Annotated in this window: 19 protein-coding genes; 13 read left to right on the plus strand and 6 right to left on the minus strand. The window is 45.9% G+C overall.

Features of this window, described 5'->3' with window-relative positions:
* Positions 1-68: 68 nt before the first annotated feature.
* Complete coding sequence (gene guaC / locus GXP75_RS09910; protein WP_150225055.1) at positions 69-1049, minus strand: GMP reductase; 981 nt, start codon at positions 1047-1049, stop codon at positions 69-71.
* A 287-nt stretch (positions 1050-1336) separates the two neighbouring features.
* Between guaC and GXP75_RS09915 the strand changes: the two genes are divergently transcribed.
* Positions 1337-1480: a hypothetical protein gene (locus GXP75_RS09915; protein WP_003327110.1), complete on the plus strand. Its 144-nt coding sequence runs from the start codon at positions 1337-1339 to the stop codon at positions 1478-1480.
* A gap of 35 nt (positions 1481-1515) precedes the next feature.
* Here GXP75_RS09915 and yumC read toward each other — a convergent pair whose 3' ends face one another.
* Entirely contained in the window at positions 1516-2517 is a 1002-nt protein-coding gene (gene yumC, locus GXP75_RS09920; protein ID WP_010789819.1) for a ferredoxin--NADP reductase 2, read from the minus strand.
* Between the two features lie 380 nt (positions 2518-2897).
* Between yumC and GXP75_RS09925 the strand changes: the two genes are divergently transcribed.
* From GXP75_RS09925 to GXP75_RS09940, 4 genes are all read left to right on the plus strand, one after another.
* Positions 2898-4121, plus strand: a complete 1224-nt coding sequence (locus GXP75_RS09925; RefSeq protein ID WP_150225056.1) for an NAD(P)/FAD-dependent oxidoreductase — start codon at positions 2898-2900, stop codon at positions 4119-4121.
* 177 nt (positions 4122-4298) lie between these two features.
* Positions 4299-4442: a YuiA family protein gene (locus GXP75_RS09930; RefSeq protein ID WP_157883205.1), complete on the plus strand. Its 144-nt coding sequence runs from the start codon at positions 4299-4301 to the stop codon at positions 4440-4442.
* A gap of 53 nt (positions 4443-4495) precedes the next feature.
* Positions 4496-4816, plus strand: a complete 321-nt coding sequence (locus GXP75_RS09935) for a YuiB family protein (RefSeq protein WP_003327113.1) — start codon at positions 4496-4498, stop codon at positions 4814-4816.
* A 105-nt stretch (positions 4817-4921) separates the two neighbouring features.
* Positions 4922-5578, plus strand: a complete 657-nt coding sequence (locus GXP75_RS09940; protein WP_150225057.1) for a 3D domain-containing protein — start codon at positions 4922-4924, stop codon at positions 5576-5578.
* Between the two features lie 105 nt (positions 5579-5683).
* Here the strand turns inward: GXP75_RS09940 and GXP75_RS09945 are convergent, their stop codons facing one another.
* Positions 5684-6160, minus strand: a complete 477-nt coding sequence (locus GXP75_RS09945; RefSeq protein WP_003327115.1) for a divergent PAP2 family protein — start codon at positions 6158-6160, stop codon at positions 5684-5686.
* A 159-nt stretch (positions 6161-6319) separates the two neighbouring features.
* Here GXP75_RS09945 and GXP75_RS09950 point away from each other — a divergent pair, with 159 nt between their 5' ends.
* Both GXP75_RS09950 and GXP75_RS09955 read left to right on the plus strand, forming a co-directional pair.
* Entirely contained in the window at positions 6320-7819 is a 1500-nt protein-coding gene (locus GXP75_RS09950; protein WP_242556699.1) for a leucyl aminopeptidase, read from the plus strand.
* Positions 7820-7971: 152 nt separating this feature from the next.
* Positions 7972-9300 (plus strand): Na+/H+ antiporter family protein, encoded by a 1329-nt coding sequence (locus GXP75_RS09955; protein WP_242556700.1) that lies wholly within the window; start codon positions 7972-7974, stop codon positions 9298-9300.
* 69 nt (positions 9301-9369) lie between these two features.
* On the opposite strand, the gene GXP75_RS09960 is transcribed toward GXP75_RS09955, so the two are convergent.
* A complete protein-coding gene (locus GXP75_RS09960) occupies positions 9370-9972 on the minus strand; it encodes a biotin transporter BioY (RefSeq protein WP_242556701.1) in 603 nt (200 codons plus the stop codon).
* Between the two features lie 99 nt (positions 9973-10071).
* Between GXP75_RS09960 and GXP75_RS09965 the strand changes: the two genes are divergently transcribed.
* Positions 10072-10668 carry a sulfite oxidase-like oxidoreductase gene (locus GXP75_RS09965; RefSeq protein WP_061570576.1) on the plus strand — a complete coding sequence of 199 codons (597 nt, stop codon included), beginning with the start codon at positions 10072-10074 and terminating at the stop codon, positions 10666-10668.
* 103 nt (positions 10669-10771) lie between these two features.
* Here GXP75_RS09965 and GXP75_RS09970 read toward each other — a convergent pair whose 3' ends face one another.
* On the minus strand, positions 10772-10957 hold the full coding sequence (locus GXP75_RS09970; protein ID WP_003327123.1) for a DUF4177 domain-containing protein: 186 nt from the start codon (positions 10955-10957) through the stop codon (positions 10772-10774).
* 66 nt (positions 10958-11023) lie between these two features.
* Entirely contained in the window at positions 11024-11470 is a 447-nt protein-coding gene (locus GXP75_RS09975) for a YrvL family regulatory protein (RefSeq protein ID WP_242556702.1), read from the minus strand.
* Between the two features lie 445 nt (positions 11471-11915).
* Here GXP75_RS09975 and GXP75_RS09980 point away from each other — a divergent pair, with 445 nt between their 5' ends.
* The 5 genes from GXP75_RS09980 to GXP75_RS10000 all read left to right on the plus strand — a co-directional run bounded on the left by GXP75_RS09980 (position 11916) and on the right by GXP75_RS10000 (position 17821).
* On the plus strand, positions 11916-12776 hold the full coding sequence (locus GXP75_RS09980) for an alpha/beta hydrolase (protein ID WP_242556703.1): 861 nt from the start codon (positions 11916-11918) through the stop codon (positions 12774-12776).
* Positions 12777-13153: 377 nt separating this feature from the next.
* Positions 13154-13939, plus strand: coding sequence for a 2,3-dihydro-2,3-dihydroxybenzoate dehydrogenase (locus GXP75_RS09985; RefSeq protein WP_106045503.1), 786 nt, complete (start codon positions 13154-13156; stop codon positions 13937-13939).
* A 24-nt stretch (positions 13940-13963) separates the two neighbouring features.
* Positions 13964-15211, plus strand: coding sequence for an isochorismate synthase DhbC (gene dhbC, locus GXP75_RS09990; protein WP_242556704.1), 1248 nt, complete (start codon positions 13964-13966; stop codon positions 15209-15211).
* Between the two features lie 3 nt (positions 15212-15214).
* Positions 15215-16843, plus strand: coding sequence for a (2,3-dihydroxybenzoyl)adenylate synthase (locus GXP75_RS09995; protein ID WP_242556705.1), 1629 nt, complete (start codon positions 15215-15217; stop codon positions 16841-16843).
* 42 nt (positions 16844-16885) lie between these two features.
* Complete coding sequence (locus GXP75_RS10000) at positions 16886-17821, plus strand: isochorismatase (protein ID WP_242556706.1); 936 nt, start codon at positions 16886-16888, stop codon at positions 17819-17821.
* The last annotated feature ends 14 nt before the right edge of the window (positions 17822-17835 follow it).

Raw genomic sequence — 17835 nt, forward strand, 5'->3', positions numbered from 1 at the left:
TACGTTAATTGGATCGGATTTTAGTTGAATTGATCTGGTTGAAATTTAAAGAGCGGTCTATCCATTCATTAATACTTATCACCATTAAAAATCGAATTCTTCACAACAACATAATCCACGTTGCGGATTGCATCCAGTTTGTTTCCGCCGGCATATGAAATAGAGGACTGAAGATCCTGTTCCATTTCGATCAACGTATCCTTTAAAGAACCTTTGTGTTCCACATGCATTTTCTTGCCTTCTACATTTTTCTTTTCACCTTTTTGAAATTCAGAAGCTGATCCAAAGTATTCTTTGTAGAGCTTTCCGTCTTTTTCAATGGTTTCTCCCGGAGATTCTTCGTGTCCGGCAAATAGTGATCCGATCATGACCATAGACGCGCCGAATCTGATTGATTTTGCGATGTCTCCATGGGTGCGGATGCCTCCGTCGGCAATAATCGGTTTGCTTGCGGCTTTTGCACACCAGCGCAGCGCCGCCAATTGCCAGCCGCCCGTTCCGAATCCGGTTTTGATCTTCGTAATACATACCTTACCGGGTCCGATGCCGACTTTTGTTGCATCTGCTCCGGCATTCTCTAATTCTCTGACAGCTTCCGGCGTTCCGACATTTCCCGCAATCACAAAGCTGTTTGGCAAATGTTTCTTAATATGCTGAATCATCTCGATGACTGCTTTTGAATGTCCGTGCGCGATGTCGATTGTCATGTATTCAGGTGTAAGATTTTCCTCAGCTAACTGTTGGACAAATTGATACTCCTCATCCTTGACTCCTACACTAATGGAAGAAAATAATCCGCGTGAGTTCATGTCTTTTATAAAATCAAAACGTTTTTCAGGTTCAAAACGGTGCATTACATAAAAGTAACCATTTTCAGCTAATGAAATAGCGAGGTTTTCATCTATAATCGTCTGCATATTGGCAGGCACCACAGGCAATTTGAATGTACGTCCGCCCAGACGTACGGATGTATCACATTCAGATCGGCTATTCACGATGCATTTTGCAGGAATTAATTGAATATCTTCGTAATCAAACACGTTTTCCATAGTATCCACTCCTAAAAACGAATATTATTCAAATTTTTATATTAAATGTTCGCCTTGTATAATGTACTCTGTTTTATTTAGGTTGTCAAATTTTTAACATGAGTATCGCAGCTGCTTCGAATGACAATGCTTGTCATATACGATGAGTTTGGGTATCATAGTCTTAATGAATTGTCCGGGCTTGATAGGGCAAGGAGATAAAACGAATCATGAGGAACGCTAAACATATAATTTCAAAAAAGCTTGGGCTTAGCACCAAGTTTTCTTTATGAAAAGGAGAGTACGGAATGAATCAGCATGATCAAGAAAACACATCTAAGTCGCAAAAGATTCAAGACCGAATTATATTAGGGGCAATATGGGTTGTGTCGGCACTCGTTATTGCGCTGGTTGTCGGGACTGCGATGAACTACCTTACCATATTTAAATAAAAAAGGAGATGTGTCAGCGACACATCTCCTTTTTATTATTTTTTATTTTCAAAAAGACTTGTTGAGTGTAAAGGCTGGACGCGCGCTTTCGGGTCCATGTAAGCCTTCGCGTTATTTACTGCTGTCGGCGCTTCTCCAAATCCGCTTGCAATCAGTTTGACCTTACCTTCGTAGGTGCAGATATCACCGGCAGCGAAGAAACCTTCAATGTTGGTTTCCATTGTGGATTTGACGACAATGGAGTTTTTCTCGATATCAAGTCCCCAGTTTTTAATTGGGCCGAGCGATGACACGAAGCCGTAGTTGACGATCAAATCATCAATTTCAACGATCTCTTTCCGGTCACCCTTTACTTCTTCAAGCACAAGCTGTTCAATGCGGTCTTCGCCGACAAGCTCTGAAGGAACAAACGGCGTCAGTACATTGACCTTTGAATTGTGAAGGTTTTCTACACTGTGCTCATGCGCGCGGAATTTATCGCGGCGGTGAACAATGCTGACTTCTTTTGCGATTGGCTCAAGCATAAGCGCCCAGTCCACCGCGGAATCGCCTCCGCCCAGAATCGCCACGCGTCTTCCGGCAAACTGATTGAGATCATCAATAAAGTAGTGGAGGTTCTTGCCTTCATACTGAGCTGCTGATTCAAGCTCAAGTTTTCTCGGCTGGAACGCGCCGTTTCCTGCTGTGATAATGACTGTTTTGGAATAATGGGTTTCTTTGTCCGTCACAAGTTTAAAAACACCGTCCGCTTGTTTTTCAACAGACTCAACGGCTTGTTCCAAACAGATGGTTTGATCAAATTTATCCATTTGTTCTTTTAAATTGTTCACAAGCTCTTGAGCGCGGATTTTAGGAAATCCGGCTACATCATATATATATTTCTCAGGGTATAAAGCGCTGAGCTGTCCGCCGAGCTGAGGAAGACTTTCAATGATTTTAACGCTGGCCTGCCTCATGCCGCCATAAAAAGCGGTAAATAGGCCAACCGGTCCTCCGCCGATAATGGTGATATCATAAACCTTTGAATCCTCTTGCATACAAATAAAGCCTCCTAATTGAAAATTGTTATTAATTATACCATATTTACTTCGACTTATGATGTGTCCTGCCTAAGAAAGTTTTGATGAAAAATGGGGATATTCAAGGCTTCATCAGGAAACATACACTGTTTTGGCTGAGCACTTTTGAACTTGATAAAAAGGACGTAAGCCGCTAATATAGTGGGGAGAACTTAAATGTTAATTTTTTCTGAATTTTTGGGAGGGCGGCCAGTAATCATCATTGCATTGCGATAAAGTGCAGGCTTTCACAAAAAAATTTCAATACATTTCATAAAAACCCGCCAAAAAGCTGAAGCTAACACAAATGAATATTTTATTATGCGTCTTAACAGCAAAATAAAAAGAAGGTGGATGTGATGGCATTGAATAAACCCAAAATCGTAATTTTAGGTGCAGGTTATGGCGGATTAATGACGGTCACAAGGCTGACAAAGCAAGTCGGCCCTAACGATGCTGACATTACGCTTGTGAACAAGCACAATTATCACTATGAAACAACATGGATGCATGAAGCGAGCGCAGGAACGCTTCACCATGACCGCTGCCGTTATCAAATAAAGGATGTTATTAACCAGTCGCGTGTGAACTTTGTTCAGGATACAGTAAAAGCGATTCATATAGAAGAAAGAAAGGTTGTGCTTGCAGGCGGAGAGCTTCCGTATGATTATCTGGTTATCGGTCTCGGCGCTGTGCCTGAAACATTCGGCATTAAAGGCTTGAAAGAGTACGCGTTTCCGATTGCGAATATCAATACGTCCCGCCAGCTGAGAGAGCACATTGAACTGCAGTTTGCGACTTACAATACGGAAGCGGAAAAACGTCCCGACCGTTTAACAATCGTTGTCGGCGGCGCCGGATTTACCGGAATTGAATTTCTTGGCGAATTGGCCAACCGAGTGCCGGAGCTTTGCAAGGAATATGATATTGAGCGCAGTCTTGTGCGGATTGTCTGCGTGGAAGCGGCTCCGACTGTGCTCCCTGGATTTGATCCCGAGCTTGTTGACTATGCGGTTCATTACCTCGAAGGGAAGGGTATCGAATTTAAAATCGGCACAGCCGTTCAAGAATGTACGCCCAACGGGGTGACAGTCGGCAAAAAAGACGAAGAGCCGGAGCAAATCAAGTCACAGACGGTTGTCTGGGCAGCCGGTGTCCGCGGGCATCCTATCGTTGAGGAAGCCGGCTTTGAAAATATGCGCGGCCGTGTAAAAGTGAACACCGACCTTCGTGCCCCGGGGCATGATAACGTTTTTATTCTCGGTGACAGCTCGCTTTTTATCAACGAAGAAACAGACCGCCCGTATCCGCCTACAGCGCAAATCGCCATGCAGCAAGGAGAAACTGTCGCGAAAAACCTTGGCAGGCTGATCAAGGGCGGAGGCCAGCTTGAAGAATTCAAGCCGGACATCAAAGGAACCGTGGCCTCGCTAGGTGAACATGATGCGGTCGGCGTGGTATACGGCAGAAAGCTCAAAGGAACACCGGCCTCCATTATGAAAAAGGTCATCGACAACCGTTCGCTGTTTATGGTAGGCGGAATCGGACTCACACTGAAAAAAGGTAAATTCAAATTCTTCTAAGGAAATCCGCAGCCGCGGATTTTCTTCTTTTTTGAAAAACTGCAATACAAAAAGAGAACGAGAGTAAACAGAGGTTGTTTCCGCTTACATCAAATATCCGGTTATAAAATCTGACTTTATCATTGACACACAGATATGTTATATTATCAGAAAATTAAGAAAAAGGAGGAATCTTTCATGAATACTGTCACACAAAGTGCCTCGAAAACATGTTCACTTTGTTCAGGAAAAGGGTATATTCAGTTGCTGCTCGGCGGGTCAGAAACATGTCCTTCTTGCGGGGGAACCGGCAAAGCTGATCGATCATTTTCCAGCCGTTGACTTTTTTGCCGCCCCCGCGGTACACTTAAAGTGGCCGCAGGGGGTGGAATATTTTGATTAGTTTGCCTGTCGTAATAATTTCAGTTGTCCTATTTTTTGTGCTGTTTTTCGGCATTGGTTTTCTATTGAACATGCTGTTAAGAATGTCTTGGATCATGGCTGTTGTCTATCCGATTGTATGCCTTTTCATTATTAGTAAGGATAAGCTTATCAGTTATTTTCACGCGCCGGGAGAATCGTTTTCCAGCCTGTTTCAGCGTGTGATCTCATTAGCAGCGGCCGATGTGCTGATATTGGCAAGCGGTCTGGCCGGCGCTATCGTTTCAGGCGTTGCCATCAATGCGCTTAGAAAAAGAGGATATCAAATGTTTTAAATGCCGCTTTCTTTAATAGAAAGCTTTTTTTGTGCATCCGAAAAAGACACATCTGCTTGAATAATGCTCTCTGAGTTGGGAACACTGACTGAAGGAGAGAGGTGGATGATGTTGAAAATAATCAGACGTTTGCTGATGTCCATTTTGTTTATACTTGCCTTTGGCACGACGTATTTAGCTGTTTCAGGAGTAGAGGCGAAGGACCTGTCAAACTGGGTCAATGAAAACCATGAAAAGTCTCTGAAGCAGCTTGGCCTGACATTGAAATCGATCCAGCAGAAAAAAGCCGAATCTATGTCTGGATCAGTTAAGTCCAGCAAATCATTGGAAGAGGCTTTTGACTGGAAGCAGTATCCCGCGCATAAAGTAACAGCAACCGGTTATACAGCCGGACCCGAGTCAACCGGAAAACATCCTGATGACCCTCAATACGGTCTTACATACTCAGGCGTAAAGGTGAAAAGAGATTTATATTCCACCGTTGCCGCAGACCCGTCCGTTTTTCCGATCGGGACGATTTTGTTCATCCCGGATTACGGATATGGCGTAGTCGCGGACACAGGCTCAGCTATTAAAGGAAGCCGCCTTGATCTTTATTATGAAACGGTTAAGGATGTCTATAGCAATTGGGGCAAAAAAACCCTTGATGTATATGTGATTAAAAAAGGAAACGGTTCAGTGACGGAAGACGAACTTCTAAAATTAAACGAGAATAAATCAATGCAGGTATTCAGGAATCAGTATAAAACGGTGAAGGAATAACGTTCGCGAGCTTGGAGTTCAGCGTGAGCGCTGAGGCGCAGAAAGAATGGAAAAAGCCCAAAACTGTCAAAAGTTTTGGGCTTTATTGTCGCTTCTGTAATGGAATTACATGAAAAAGTAATTTAAAATCAGAGTCAGCAAAATGCCGGTTAACCCGCCGAAAAAGACCTCAATCGGCTGATGGCCGAGCAGCTCTTTCAGTTTTTTCTGCTTTTCTTTTTCCTCCGCTTTCTGAAAATCTTTCGCTTCACTGACAAACCGGTTAAAATCAATGACTAGTTTATTGATGACTGTCGCCTGTTCTCCGGCATGTCGTCTGACGCCTGTGGCATCAAACATGGTAATGACAGCGAAAATTGCCGAGACCGCAAATAAGGAAGAGCCCAATCCGTGTTCCAGAGCCACGCCTGTGGACAGTGCCGTCACTGCGGCGGAGTGGGAGCTCGGCATGCCGCCGGTGCTTGTTACCAGTGACCAGTCGAGCCTTCTTGATACGATAAATTGGATAGGCACTTTAACGACTTGGGCAAATACAATAGCGGCCAGACTTGATAATAAAGGAAAATTCATAAAGAGTTCCATATGTGAACATCCTTTCTTTAAGAAAATCAGTTATGTTTTCATAATAAAAAGCAGCTCTGCTTCATTGTTTGTTAAAATAAGTGTATGGGAAAGAATGTTTTTCCTATTATACCATTGTTGCTGACAAATACCCATTACGTTGACAAGGAGTGTGTGCTCATGTTTTACGCAGTCAATCAATTGGAAAATAAAGAAACGCTTTTGGTCGGGCTTTTTCAAAAAAGCCAGCTGACTGAAAACGTAAAGGAAATTGATGAAAAGCTGGATGGCCAGCTGACGCAGCTTCTGAAAGACGGCGATGTTTCTGCGAAACGGTATCTAGTATCAAAAGTATTCCCGCCCCTCGCCTCAGGTATGAAACGCATTTATTTTATTGGTTTGGGAAGAGAGGCAGATTATACATTTGAGGATGCAAAGGAATGCTTTGCACACGCTTTTCAAACCATCCATAAAGATCGGAAAGAAGAGGTTTCTGTTTTGCTTGATACCTTTATGACCGATAAAGTGCCGGCAGCCGATGCCGCTCATGCCTTAGCGGAAAGCTGCCTGCTTGCTACATACGAAGTGCAGGATTATAAACATAAATCAAACGAGCCGGAAAAACAGATTAAGTCGGTCTATGCCTTGACAGAGGGAGATTCTCAAGAGGTTCAGGCGGGTCTTCGGGTCGGCCGCGCTTTCGGCCAGGCGGCCAACTCTGCAAGAATGCTTGTCAATATGCCCGGCAATATGCTGACTGCAACTGATTTGGCTTCTTATGCGGTTGAGCTTGCCGCCAAGTACGATTTTGAATGCGAAATTTTGGAAAAAGATGATATGGAAGAGCTCGGCATGGGAGGCATACTTGCCGTAAACCAAGGCTCGGCGGAACCCCCGAAAATGATTGTGCTGAAATATCAGGCAAAAGAAGCTTGGGAAGATGTCATCGGATTTGTCGGTAAAGGGATTACGTTTGATACCGGAGGCTATTCGATTAAAACAAAAGATGGCATCGTCGGCATGAAATCAGATATGGGAGGGGCAGCCGCGGTGCTTGGCGCAATGGAGGCTATTGGAGAACTCCGGCCTGAACAAAATGTGCTGGCTGTGATCCCATCGACGGATAATATGATATCAGGCGCGGCGATGAAGCCTGATGACGTTATTGTATCCTTAAGCGGAAAAACCATTGAAATTTTAAATACAGATGCGGAAGGAAGACTTGTGCTGGCTGATGGCATCACATACGCCAAGCAGCATGGCGCGTCTGTATTGGTGGATGCAGCAACGCTGACAGGCGGTGTCGTTGTTGCATTAGGAACGGAAACAACGGGCGCCATGACAAATGATCAAGCGTTTTATCAGCAAGTGGCTGAGGCTGCGGAAGAGTGCGGTGAGGCGATCTGGCAGCTTCCGATCACTGAAAAGGATAAAAAACGCGTGAAAAACAGCCAAATGGCGGACTTGAACAATTCACCGGGAAGAGAAGGCCATGCGATTATGGCAGGAACGTTTATCGGAGAATTTGCTGAACATACGCCTTGGGTTCACCTTGATATAGCGGGCACCGCAACGTCAAAAAAAGCAACATGCTTTGGACCGGCGGGCGCCACAGGTGTGATGGCTAGAACACTCGCGACATTGGCAGAGCGCTTCACACCAGAAAAAACAAAAGCATAACCCCTTCTCCCTCCACTGCGAAACTGCAGCGGGGGATTTTTATTTTCTGCTTAAATCTTTAGTTGACTAAAGTGTTTGTCATATGATAAGATACGTTCATCACTTTACTTATCTACTACATTAGCAAACTAAAGGATTTTTGGAGGGGTAGTATGAATGCAGTCGTTATCGCAGTGCTGCTTATGCTGGTATTAAGCTTGCTGCGTGTCAATATAGTTATTGCTTTAATGATAGGTGCCTTAGCCGGCGGTTTAACAGGAGGCCTTGGTCTTGGGGAGACCGTTAAAGCCTTCACAGAGGGGCTTGGGGGCAATGCCACCGTTGCCGTCAGTTATGCGCTGCTTGGCGCTTTTGCGGCGGCCTTAACAAAAACAGGCTTGCCGGATGCAATGGTTGAAGCATCTGTGAAATTAATCGGGAAAAAGGAAGATACACGGAAAAAGGCGCTGTCTAAGGTACTGATCGTCTTCATTATTTTAATCGTATCGTGCTTTTCGCAAAACGTGGTCCCTGTTCATATCGCGTTTATTCCGGTGCTGATTCCGCCGCTGTTAAAAATCTTTAATGAACTTGAAATGGATCGCAGGCTGATTGCGTGTGTGATTACCTTTGGGCTCACAGCGCCGTATATTGCACTGCCTGTTGGTTTCGGACAAATTTTCCAAGGTATGCTAAGAGATAACATGGCGGATGCCGGGTTGAAAGTTTCTCTCGGAGACATCCCATACGCGATGATCATTCCGACTGCGGGAATGGTTGTCGGTTTGATTTTAGCTGTGCTCGTGTACCGTAAACCAAAAGTATATGAAACGAAAGACGTTTCGGGAATGAAAGCATCTCCCTATACGAAAAAAAGCCTCGCCATAGCCGTTTTGGCTATCGTTGTGTCACTTGGCGTCCAGCTTTACTTATCGCAAGTATTAGGAGTAGAAGGAATGATCATGGGGGCGCTTGCCGGTCTCATTATCCTGTTTGTTACCGGTGTAATGAAGCGTGAGGAAGCTGATTCTTTAATTACAGATGGTATGGTTATGATGGCCTTTATCGGGTTTGTCATGCTGGTTGCGGCTGGATTCTCGAATGTCTTGACAAAAACGGGCGATGTCGGTGCGCTTGTGAAATCAGCAGCCGGCATTATCGGACATAGCCAGTCATTGGGCGCTTTTCTCATGCTGACTGTCGGTATTTTAATCACGATGGGGATCGGATCATCTTTTGCCACGATCCCGGTCATTACCACGATCTTTGTTCCGCTGTGCCTTCAGCTTGGATTCAGCCCGATGGCAACGATTGCGATCATCGGTGCTGCGGCCGCGCTTGGAGACGCCGGCTCTCCTGCAAGCGACAGTACGCTCGGCCCGACCTCAGGGCTTAGTGCAGACGGACAGCATCACCATATTTGGGATACTTGTGTGCCGACATTTGTCTTTTATAACATTCCGCTTGTTTTATTTGGATGGATTGCGGCGCTTGTGCTGTAAAAAAAGCTCTCCGGCCGGAGGGCTTTTTTGTTTGGGCATAAAAAAGAACCGCTCAAAGAGAACGGTTCATTATGTGGAAGAAATATGATTTCTGCTGAAGCCGGTTGCTTTATGGATAGAACGGTAAATGGAAGGCGCGATAAAAGCCAAAACAATTGCAAAAGCCATATCCTTAACTATAAACCAAAACATGAAAATCCAGGCTGTTCCATAGCTGATGGGTGCATCAATCCAAACCTTTAAGGCAAGATACATATAAGTAGTGCCGACCAGATACATGATGGCAGTTCCGAGCAAAGAAGCGATAAGAAAATGAAGTCTGCTTGGCTGCGCTTTCCGTTCTAAATACCACCCCGCAGCAAAGGCTGCCGGAATATAAGATAGAATGAAGCCGCCGCTTTTACCGGCAAACGGAGCAAAGCCTGCTGAAAACTGAGCAAAGACAGGAGCGCCGATTAATCCGACAAGCGCGTAAACAATCATAGCGATAGAAGCTCGTCTGCTCCCGAGAAGCAGTGCGGCCAATAGACAGAAAAAGGGCTGCATAGAAAGCGGAATACCTGCCACTTGCAAAAAAGGTGCCATTGATGTAATGTTGGCGCCGACACCCATGAGTGCTGCGAACATGCCGATCAGCGCCATATCACTCACACGAAGTTTATTCTGAATCATCTTTTTTCCCCCTTGGATATATACACAATCATAGAGTAATCGAATCCAGATTAATTGTCAACTTAATTATTGAATAAGTTAACATAAGGAGGGAGCCGTATGTTTTTCGGAAAACCAAAGCAAACCGATCAATCCGGAAGAGTGCCGCCCAACCAAAACGTCACAACCACATTTCCCGTGCTTCATGCCGGAAACGTGCCGTATTATAAGGATATGACGAAGTGGAATCTGCAAGTCTACGGATTAGTTGACGAGCCGATGCTTCTAAGCTTCAATGATATAAAAGCTTTTCCGGCAGCTGAGACGAAAAATGATATCCATTGCGTAACAGGCTGGTCCCGGCTTGATAATGTGTGGAAGGGAGTGCGGGCAAAAGATATCGCGGAAAAAGCGCAGGTAAAGAAAGAAGCGGGCTTCGTTATTCTGCATGCGGAAGAAGGCTGGACGGCCAATCTGCCTCTTGCGGATTTTATAGCAGAAACCTCTCTGCTCGCATATGAGCATAACGGGGAACCCTTAACACCGGAACACGGCTTTCCGCTGAGAGGGGTTTTTCCTCATCTGTATTTTTGGAAAAGCGCCAAGTGGCTGCGCGGCATCCAGTTTACGAAAGAAAACCACCCGGGATTCTGGGAACAAAACGGATACCATATGAGAGGCGATCCGTGGCAAAATCAAAGATTTCAATGGGATTAAATAAGGGGAGATTATTCCCCTTATTTAATTTGTTATGGAATCTCCCTTCATCTAGCCTTGAAAAAAAGGGAAAAACATACATAAAAAAAGCTCAGCCGAATGACTAAGCCTCTTTTTCAAATATGATCTCAAAATAAGCAGCCGCACCGTAGCCGTCAATACTGGGAGCAAAGATCTGAACAAGCTTCCAGCCTTGTTTCGCATACTCATGTATGATTTCTTGATAATCCTCTTTAGGTCTTCTTCTCATGGAACTTAATTCAACTCTTACAAATTCATATTTCTTCATCAATAAAAGACCTCCTTACTCAATTAATACGGATCAGGAAAGGAAAAAGTTCACGGCTGAAGCAGACTATTGATCAGGCTTATCATCAAATGCCAGTTCGGCGAAAGCCATTACTGCCGAAATAACAGTAATGAGAGAATCTGGAATATAAATAGAATCCATGAAAAAGTCTACAATACTGATAGTGATAACATTGCCAATGAAATAAAATACCAGCCTGGTTATGGCTGTCTTTTTCATTGCCGATAAATGATAAACAAACATGGAAAACAACTTAATACATGGTTCTATAATCAATCCCGCTCCAAAACAGCCCAATATAAAAAACAGTAATGTTTTATCAGATTCATATGTAACCCCAAGGATTGAAAATAAACCTTTTATGCCAAAGAAATATCCGCCGACAATGACCCCAATGGCCGCAGCAATAATGAGTAATAGTGAAGCGATGACTAGTAATTTAGAACTGAATGTTAAGTCTTTAAAGGGTGTATCTGGTTCTTCGTTGTTCATAACGATATCCACTTCCTGATTACAAGGTTAAGAGTAATAATACCATATTGTGGGTATTGGATGAACAACTAAGTCATTGGAATGCAGGTTTTTATGCCGGGACCATTCGTTGGTTTTATATGAAGTTGATAAAGTATCCAATAGATGCTCCGTATCAGTTTCTTAAACGAGAAATGAAAGTAATTATTTTCCATCAATCTAGTTCCTAGGTACCTTATTCAAATTAGGTGCCTTTTTTATTTGGAAAAAAGTTGACTTTCTTTGTCAGAGAAACTATTATTTGAGGTGTTTAGTTGATATTGAAAATCATTATCACTAGGTATTTTTTAATAAAAACCCATTCCTGTTTCACCATGAAATTGATCATTTGAATCCTAAATTGACTATGATATTCGGGCATATCATCACCCTCAGCTAATCGAGAGGAAGAAAGGAGGTATATAAAATGGACGGAAAAAAGACTGAACAGGCGGCAGCCTTGTCCGCTCGCGCATTCACGATACCGGGAACAGAATCACGTCTGATGTATTCACGTACTGGAAATCGCGAATATCAAATCTTTGTGTCAAAACCGAGTGAAGATCCGCCTCCTGCTGGTTATCCTGTCATTTATCTGCTTGACGCCAATTCCGTATTCGGAACGATGACAGAGGCAATTCGCGTGCAAAGCCGGCGTCCGGAAAAAACAGGTGTTATTCCGGCAGTCATCGTCGGCATTGGTTATCAGACAGAGGCACCGTTTTCTCCGGCCCGCCACTGTGATTTTACACTGCCGCTCCCTGATTCAGAGCTTCCTTCAAGACCTGGCGGGACACCGTGGCCGGAACAAGGGGGAGCTGAGGATTTCTTAACCTTTATTGAAGAGGAAGTAAAACCTGAAATCGAGCGTGATTATCAGATTGACACCAGCAGGCAGACGATTTTTGGTCATTCTCTTGGAGGACTTTTTGTGCTGCAAGTGCTTTTTACAAAACCGGATGCGTTCCAAACATATATCGCGGGGAGTCCATCTATCCATTGGAACAAACGGTTTATTCATAAGGAGTCCCGCCAATTTGGCGACCGTGTAAGCCGGGAAAAGCTGAATGTCAATGTCATGCTCGCAGCGGGAGAATTAGAGAAAAGCCATAAAAGCCGCATAAATGATCATGCGAAAGAGCTTTCAGAACAGCTGTCGTCCCTGGCCGGGCACGGAGTGCGAACGCAATTTCACGAGTTTGAGGGAGAAGGACATATATCGGTGCTGCCCGTTTTGATCAGCAGAGCTTTACGATTTGCCCTGCATCCTGACGGTCCAAACCTGTAGTTTAACAAACACCGCTGCAGCATCATGTCAGAGGCAGCTCGGAGATATGCTGCTGTAGTGAATCTATTTTCCTATTATTTAGGTAATGGGAAAAAGAGAGCTATTCATGCCTCAATATGCTTGGAAATGACTGAATATTGACTGAAATAGACACCGATAAGCTAAAAATGTATTTGACTGAAAGATTTGATTTAGTTATGATAGTTTTGAAGATTAATTGATAATGATTATCATTATCAATATAAAGCGATATTTCATGCTAAATAAATGAACAAGGCCGCCCGCCGCCCTGTCCGGAGGCGCGGTGTGCTTTCGTTCGTCCGCCGGAAGTCTGGTATGGGACTTAAAGCGTCATGAAGAGAAAGGAAATGAGTCAGATGGATGTTATGGGAATTAAGGGAAAGACCGCTTTAGTAACCGGAGCTGCTCAAGGCATCGGGGAAGAAGTTGCTCGTGCACTTGCTGAACTTGGAGCAAGGGTTGCGGCAGTCGATCTAAATGCGGAGAAACTTAATGGACTGATGGCAGGCCTTAGAGCTGACGGGCACCAAGCGGAAGCCTTCCCGGCTGATGTAGGTGACAGCAGTGCGGTTGATGAGATAACGGCGAGAATCGAACGAGAAATCGGCCCGATAGACATTCTCGTAAACGTTGCAGGGGTACTTCGTCCCGGGCTGATTGAATCTATCAGCGATCACGATTGGGAGGCGACTTTTTCAGTTAATTCCACTGGCGTATTCAACGTGTCCCGATCGGTCAGCAAATACATGACGAGTCGAAGATCAGGTTCAATTGTAACGGTAGGCTCAAATGCCGCTGCTGTGCCGCGTACGTCTATGGCAGCTTATGCATCTTCCAAAGCGGCAGCCGCGATGTTTACGAAGTGCCTCGGACTGGAACTTGCGGAATATAATATCCGCTGCAATGTGGTTTCTCCAGGGTCAACGGAAACGGAGATGCAATGGTCGCTGTGGCCAGATGAGAACGGGGCTCAGGCAGTAATTGCCGGCTCACTTGAAACATTCAAAACAGGAATTCCGCTGAAAAAGATCGCCAAGCCATCTGATATCGCCAATGCCGTGCTCTTTTTGGTTTCTGACCGGGCAGGGCATATCACAATGCACGATTTGCGTGTTGACGGCGGCGCAACGTTAGGTGTGTGACCATTTTAAAAGGAGGCTATAAAAATGTCGGAACATCATGTTATTTCTGAAGAGAAAGCGGAACAGCTTCTCAGCCAATACAGAGCAGGTTCTTTTTTCTTATCCACCCCGCATCGGACTTTGCTTGCGGAGGGGGCTTTTGCCGAGGTGCCAAACCGGGATGGGCATGAAAATCAATTAAAAGATCTGCCCGAGCGCATTGCCGCCGTCCTAAACGAGGCCAAGGAATCCGGACACAGCAATCCTGCCGTTGCAGGGGCCATTCCTTTTGACTATACAAAACCAGCCAAGCTTATTGTACCGATGAACATTCGCTGGTCGGGCCCGCTTCAATTAGATCCTGCCGGCCGTCATCAGCAGCCGCCAGAGAATACATACGAAATGCAGCCGATTCCTGAGCCTGCGGAATATATGAGAGGCGTTGAACGAGGACTGGAAAGAATAGAGGCCGGCGATCTGAGCAAGATTGTGCTGTCAAGATCGCTGCAGCTCACTTCGCCGAAACCTATTCATATTGAAAGCCTGCTTCATCATTTGGCGCAGCATAATACAAACGGCTATACCTTTGCCGCAGATGTATCGAAACAGGAAACGGACAGCGCCGATTTGGGCGCGTCTCCTAGCCGGCGGACATTAATCGGAGCAAGCCCTGAACTGCTTGTTTCCAGATCGGGAACACAGGTAGTGTCGAATCCTCTGGCAGGATCCAGGCCTCGCAGTGAAGATCCAGTTGAGGATCAGCGGAGGGCGGCGGAATTGCTTTCTTCTGCCAAAGATCTGCATGAACACGAAGTGGTTGCTGATGCGGTTGTCGCCGCACTCCAGCCGTTTTGCCGGACATTGGATGTTCCGGCTGAACCTTCTCTTGTCCAAACCGAGACAATGTGGCATCTCTCCAGTGAAATCAGAGGGGAGCTTTCTGATCCGTCAACGTCTGCGCTGGACCTGGCAATTGCACTTCATCCGACTCCGGCCGTTTGCGGAACGCCGACCGATTCGGCACGGGAAGCAATTAAAGAAATTGAACCCTTTGACCGCGGTTTCTTTACGGGAATGGTTGGCTGGTGTGATTCTGAGGGGGACGGTGATTGGGTCGTCACGATCCGCTGTGCAGAAGCAGAGGATTACGCGCTTCGTCTGTTCGCAGGAGCGGGCGTTGTCAAAGGATCAAAAGCCGAAGACGAGCTGGCGGAGACTTCAGCCAAGTTTCGCACGATGCTTCTGGCTATGGGCCTGAAAAACGAATTGCTGAAATCATTGTTGGAGGGATAAAGGATGCTGACTGGATGCCATGCATGGCCTAATGAATTTGCAGAAAAATATCGGAAAGAAGGCTGCTGGCTGGGTGAAACCTTCGGCGGAATGCTGAGGGAACGGGCCGCTTTATACGGCGGACGAATTGCTGTCACCTGCGGAGAAAGAAATTGGAGTTACAAAGAGCTTGATGAAAGAGCAGACCGTCTGGCAGCGGGATTCCGGAAATTAGGAATCAAGCAGCTGGACCGTGTGGTGGTTCAGCTCCCCAATATCGCAGAGTTCTTTGAAGTGTGCTTTGCGCTGTTCCGACTGGGTGCGCTGCCCGTCTTTGCCCTGCCTTCCCACCGAAGCAGTGAAATCACTTATTTTTGTGAATTTGCAGAGGCTGCGGCTTATATCATACCTGACACATATTCAGGATTTGATTATCGCGGACTTGCCAGACAGGTTCAGGACAAGCTTCCTACGCTGCAGCACGTGGTTGTTGTCGGTGAAGCGGAAGAGTTTATAGCGCTCGGCGACTTGCACGCTGACCCTGTCAATCTGCCTGAAGTCAGTTCCGCCGAGGTTGCTTTTCTTCAGCTTTCAGGAGGAAGCACCGGGTTATCGAAATTGATCCCGCGGACTCATGATGACTATATATACAGCCTGCGAATCAGTGCTGAGGTCTGCCATCTTGATGAAAACAGTGTGTATCTGGCAGCTCTTCCGATGGCTCATAATTATCCGCTAAGTTCGCCGGGTGTTCTTGGTACCTTATATGCCGGAGGAAGAGTTGTTCTTGCCCCGACGCCAAGCCCGGATGACTCATTTCCCCTTATTGAGCGGGAGCGTGTCACGATTACCGCGCTGGTGCCGCCGCTTGCTATGGTGTGGATGGATGCTGTGTCAACAAGGCAGGATGACCTAACAAGTCTTCAGGTGCTCCAAGTGGGAGGCGCCAAGTTCAGTGCAGAGGCTGCACGGAGGGTTAAAACGACGTTTGACTGCACCTTGCAGCAGGTATTCGGAATGGCAGAAGGACTGGTCAATTATACGAGACTGGATGACCCGGAAGAATTGATTGTCAATACGCAAGGCAGACCGATGTCACCGTTTGATGAGGTTCGGGTGTTAGATGACGACGATCGTGAAGTTGAACAAGGCCAAACAGGGCATTTGCTGACCCGGGGACCTTATACGATCCGCGGGTACTATAAAGCCGACGAGCATAACGCGAAGTCGTTTACTCCGGATGGCTTCTACCGTACAGGCGATCTCGTAAGCTTGACTGAATCAGGTTATGTCGTCGTAGAGGGACGTGCCAAGGATCAAATTAATCGGGGCGGGGACAAAGTAGCTGCCGAGGAGGTCGAGAACCACCTTCTTGCCCATCCTCATGTACATGATGCGGCGATGGTATCCATGCCTGATGAGTTTCTTGGTGAACGTTCCTGTGTATTTGTCATCCCGCGCGGAAATCCTCCAAAAGCCGGTGAGCTTAAAGCATTCCTTCGGGAGCGCGGGCTGGCGGCATATAAGATTCCCGATCGGGTAGAGTTCATTGATTCATTTCCGCAGACAGGCGTAGGAAAAGTGAGTAAAAAGGCGCTCCGTGAGACGATTGCCCAAAAGCTGTCTGTCTCAAAAGCCCCTGCAGGAAAATAATAAAAAATCGTTTTGCCAAATAGATGAAAGGACGTGATGTAAATGGCTATTCCTGCCATTTCTTCTTATCCGATGCCGTCAGCATCGGACCTGCCGAATAATAAAGTAACATGGGAGCCTGATCCGAAGCGTTCAGTTCTCCTGATTCATGATATGCAAAACTATTTTGTCGATGCTTTTACAGCCGGAACATCGCCTGTAGTCGAGCTTGTAGACAATATTCGTAAGCTGAAAAGCCAATGTGCAGAGCTGGGTATACCTGTCATTTATACGGCTCAGCCGGGCGCACAAGCACCGGAAGACCGCGCTCTTCTGACTGATTTTTGGGGTCCCGGCCTCAATGACGGCCCTTATGAGCAGGAGATTGTTGACGAGCTTGCTCCTGATGATCAAGATACTGTCCTGACCAAGTGGAGATACAGCGCTTTTAAAAAGACCAATCTGCTGGATATTTTGCGGGAAAAAGGCCGCGATCAGCTGATCATCTGCGGTATATATGCAAATATCGGATGTCTATTGACCGCATGTGACGCATTCATGCAGGATGTTGAGCCGTTTTTTGTCGGTGATGCGGTAGCTGATTTTTCATTGGAACAGCATAAAATGTCTCTTGAATATGCAGCCGGACGCTGTGCGGTCACCATTTCAACCCTTGATTTGCTTGAAAAACTGAAGAACGCGCCGAAATCAGTTTCTGAACCTTCATCCAGTTCGTCCTCACAACTGCTGACACAGCAGGCAGTCCGTCAGCAAATTGCTGAGCTTCTTCAAGAGTCTCCTGCTGATATTGCAGACACCGATGATTTGATTGACAGAGGGCTTGACTCAGTTAGGATCATGAGCCTTGTCGAGCAGTGGCGCCGTGCAGGAGCGGAGGTTACATTTGTTGAACTTGCTGAAAATCCTACGCTCGAAAATTGGTGGAGATTGCTTTCTTCACGTTCACAGAAGGTGCTGCCCAACGCAGACTATCTATAAAGGAGGTCATATGA

The sequence above is a fragment of the Bacillus sp. HU-1818 genome (assembly GCF_022695965.1).
Lineage (GTDB): Bacteria > Bacillota > Bacilli > Bacillales > Bacillaceae > Bacillus > Bacillus atrophaeus.

Coding starts and splice junctions, on each gene's coding strand:
- GXP75_RS09955 (WP_242556700.1), top strand. CDS start 7,972: ATGAATGCAGTCGTTATCGCAGTGCTGCTTATGCTGGTATTAAGCTTG.
- GXP75_RS09930 (WP_157883205.1), top strand. CDS start 4,299: ATGAATACTGTCACACAAAGTGCCTCGAAAACATGTTCACTTTGTTCA.
- GXP75_RS09975 (WP_242556702.1), bottom strand. CDS start 11,470: ATGAACAACGAAGAACCAGATACACCCTTTAAAGACTTAACATTCAGT.
- dhbC (WP_242556704.1), top strand. CDS start 13,964: ATGTCGGAACATCATGTTATTTCTGAAGAGAAAGCGGAACAGCTTCTC.
- GXP75_RS09960 (WP_242556701.1), bottom strand. CDS start 9,972: ATGATTCAGAATAAACTTCGTGTGAGTGATATGGCGCTGATCGGCATG.
- GXP75_RS09925 (WP_150225056.1), top strand. CDS start 2,898: ATGGCATTGAATAAACCCAAAATCGTAATTTTAGGTGCAGGTTATGGC.
- GXP75_RS09945 (WP_003327115.1), bottom strand. CDS start 6,160: ATGGAACTCTTTATGAATTTTCCTTTATTATCAAGTCTGGCCGCTATT.
- GXP75_RS09970 (WP_003327123.1), bottom strand. CDS start 10,957: ATGAAGAAATATGAATTTGTAAGAGTTGAATTAAGTTCCATGAGAAGA.
- GXP75_RS09980 (WP_242556703.1), top strand. CDS start 11,916: ATGGACGGAAAAAAGACTGAACAGGCGGCAGCCTTGTCCGCTCGCGCA.
- GXP75_RS09950 (WP_242556699.1), top strand. CDS start 6,320: ATGTTTTACGCAGTCAATCAATTGGAAAATAAAGAAACGCTTTTGGTC.
- GXP75_RS09915 (WP_003327110.1), top strand. CDS start 1,337: ATGAATCAGCATGATCAAGAAAACACATCTAAGTCGCAAAAGATTCAA.
- GXP75_RS09965 (WP_061570576.1), top strand. CDS start 10,072: ATGTTTTTCGGAAAACCAAAGCAAACCGATCAATCCGGAAGAGTGCCG.
- GXP75_RS09940 (WP_150225057.1), top strand. CDS start 4,922: ATGATGTTGAAAATAATCAGACGTTTGCTGATGTCCATTTTGTTTATA.
- GXP75_RS10000 (WP_242556706.1), top strand. CDS start 16,886: ATGGCTATTCCTGCCATTTCTTCTTATCCGATGCCGTCAGCATCGGAC.
- guaC (WP_150225055.1), bottom strand. CDS start 1,049: ATGGAAAACGTGTTTGATTACGAAGATATTCAATTAATTCCTGCAAAA.
- GXP75_RS09985 (WP_106045503.1), top strand. CDS start 13,154: ATGGATGTTATGGGAATTAAGGGAAAGACCGCTTTAGTAACCGGAGCT.
- yumC (WP_010789819.1), bottom strand. CDS start 2,517: ATGCAAGAGGATTCAAAGGTTTATGATATCACCATTATCGGCGGAGGA.
- GXP75_RS09995 (WP_242556705.1), top strand. CDS start 15,215: ATGCTGACTGGATGCCATGCATGGCCTAATGAATTTGCAGAAAAATAT.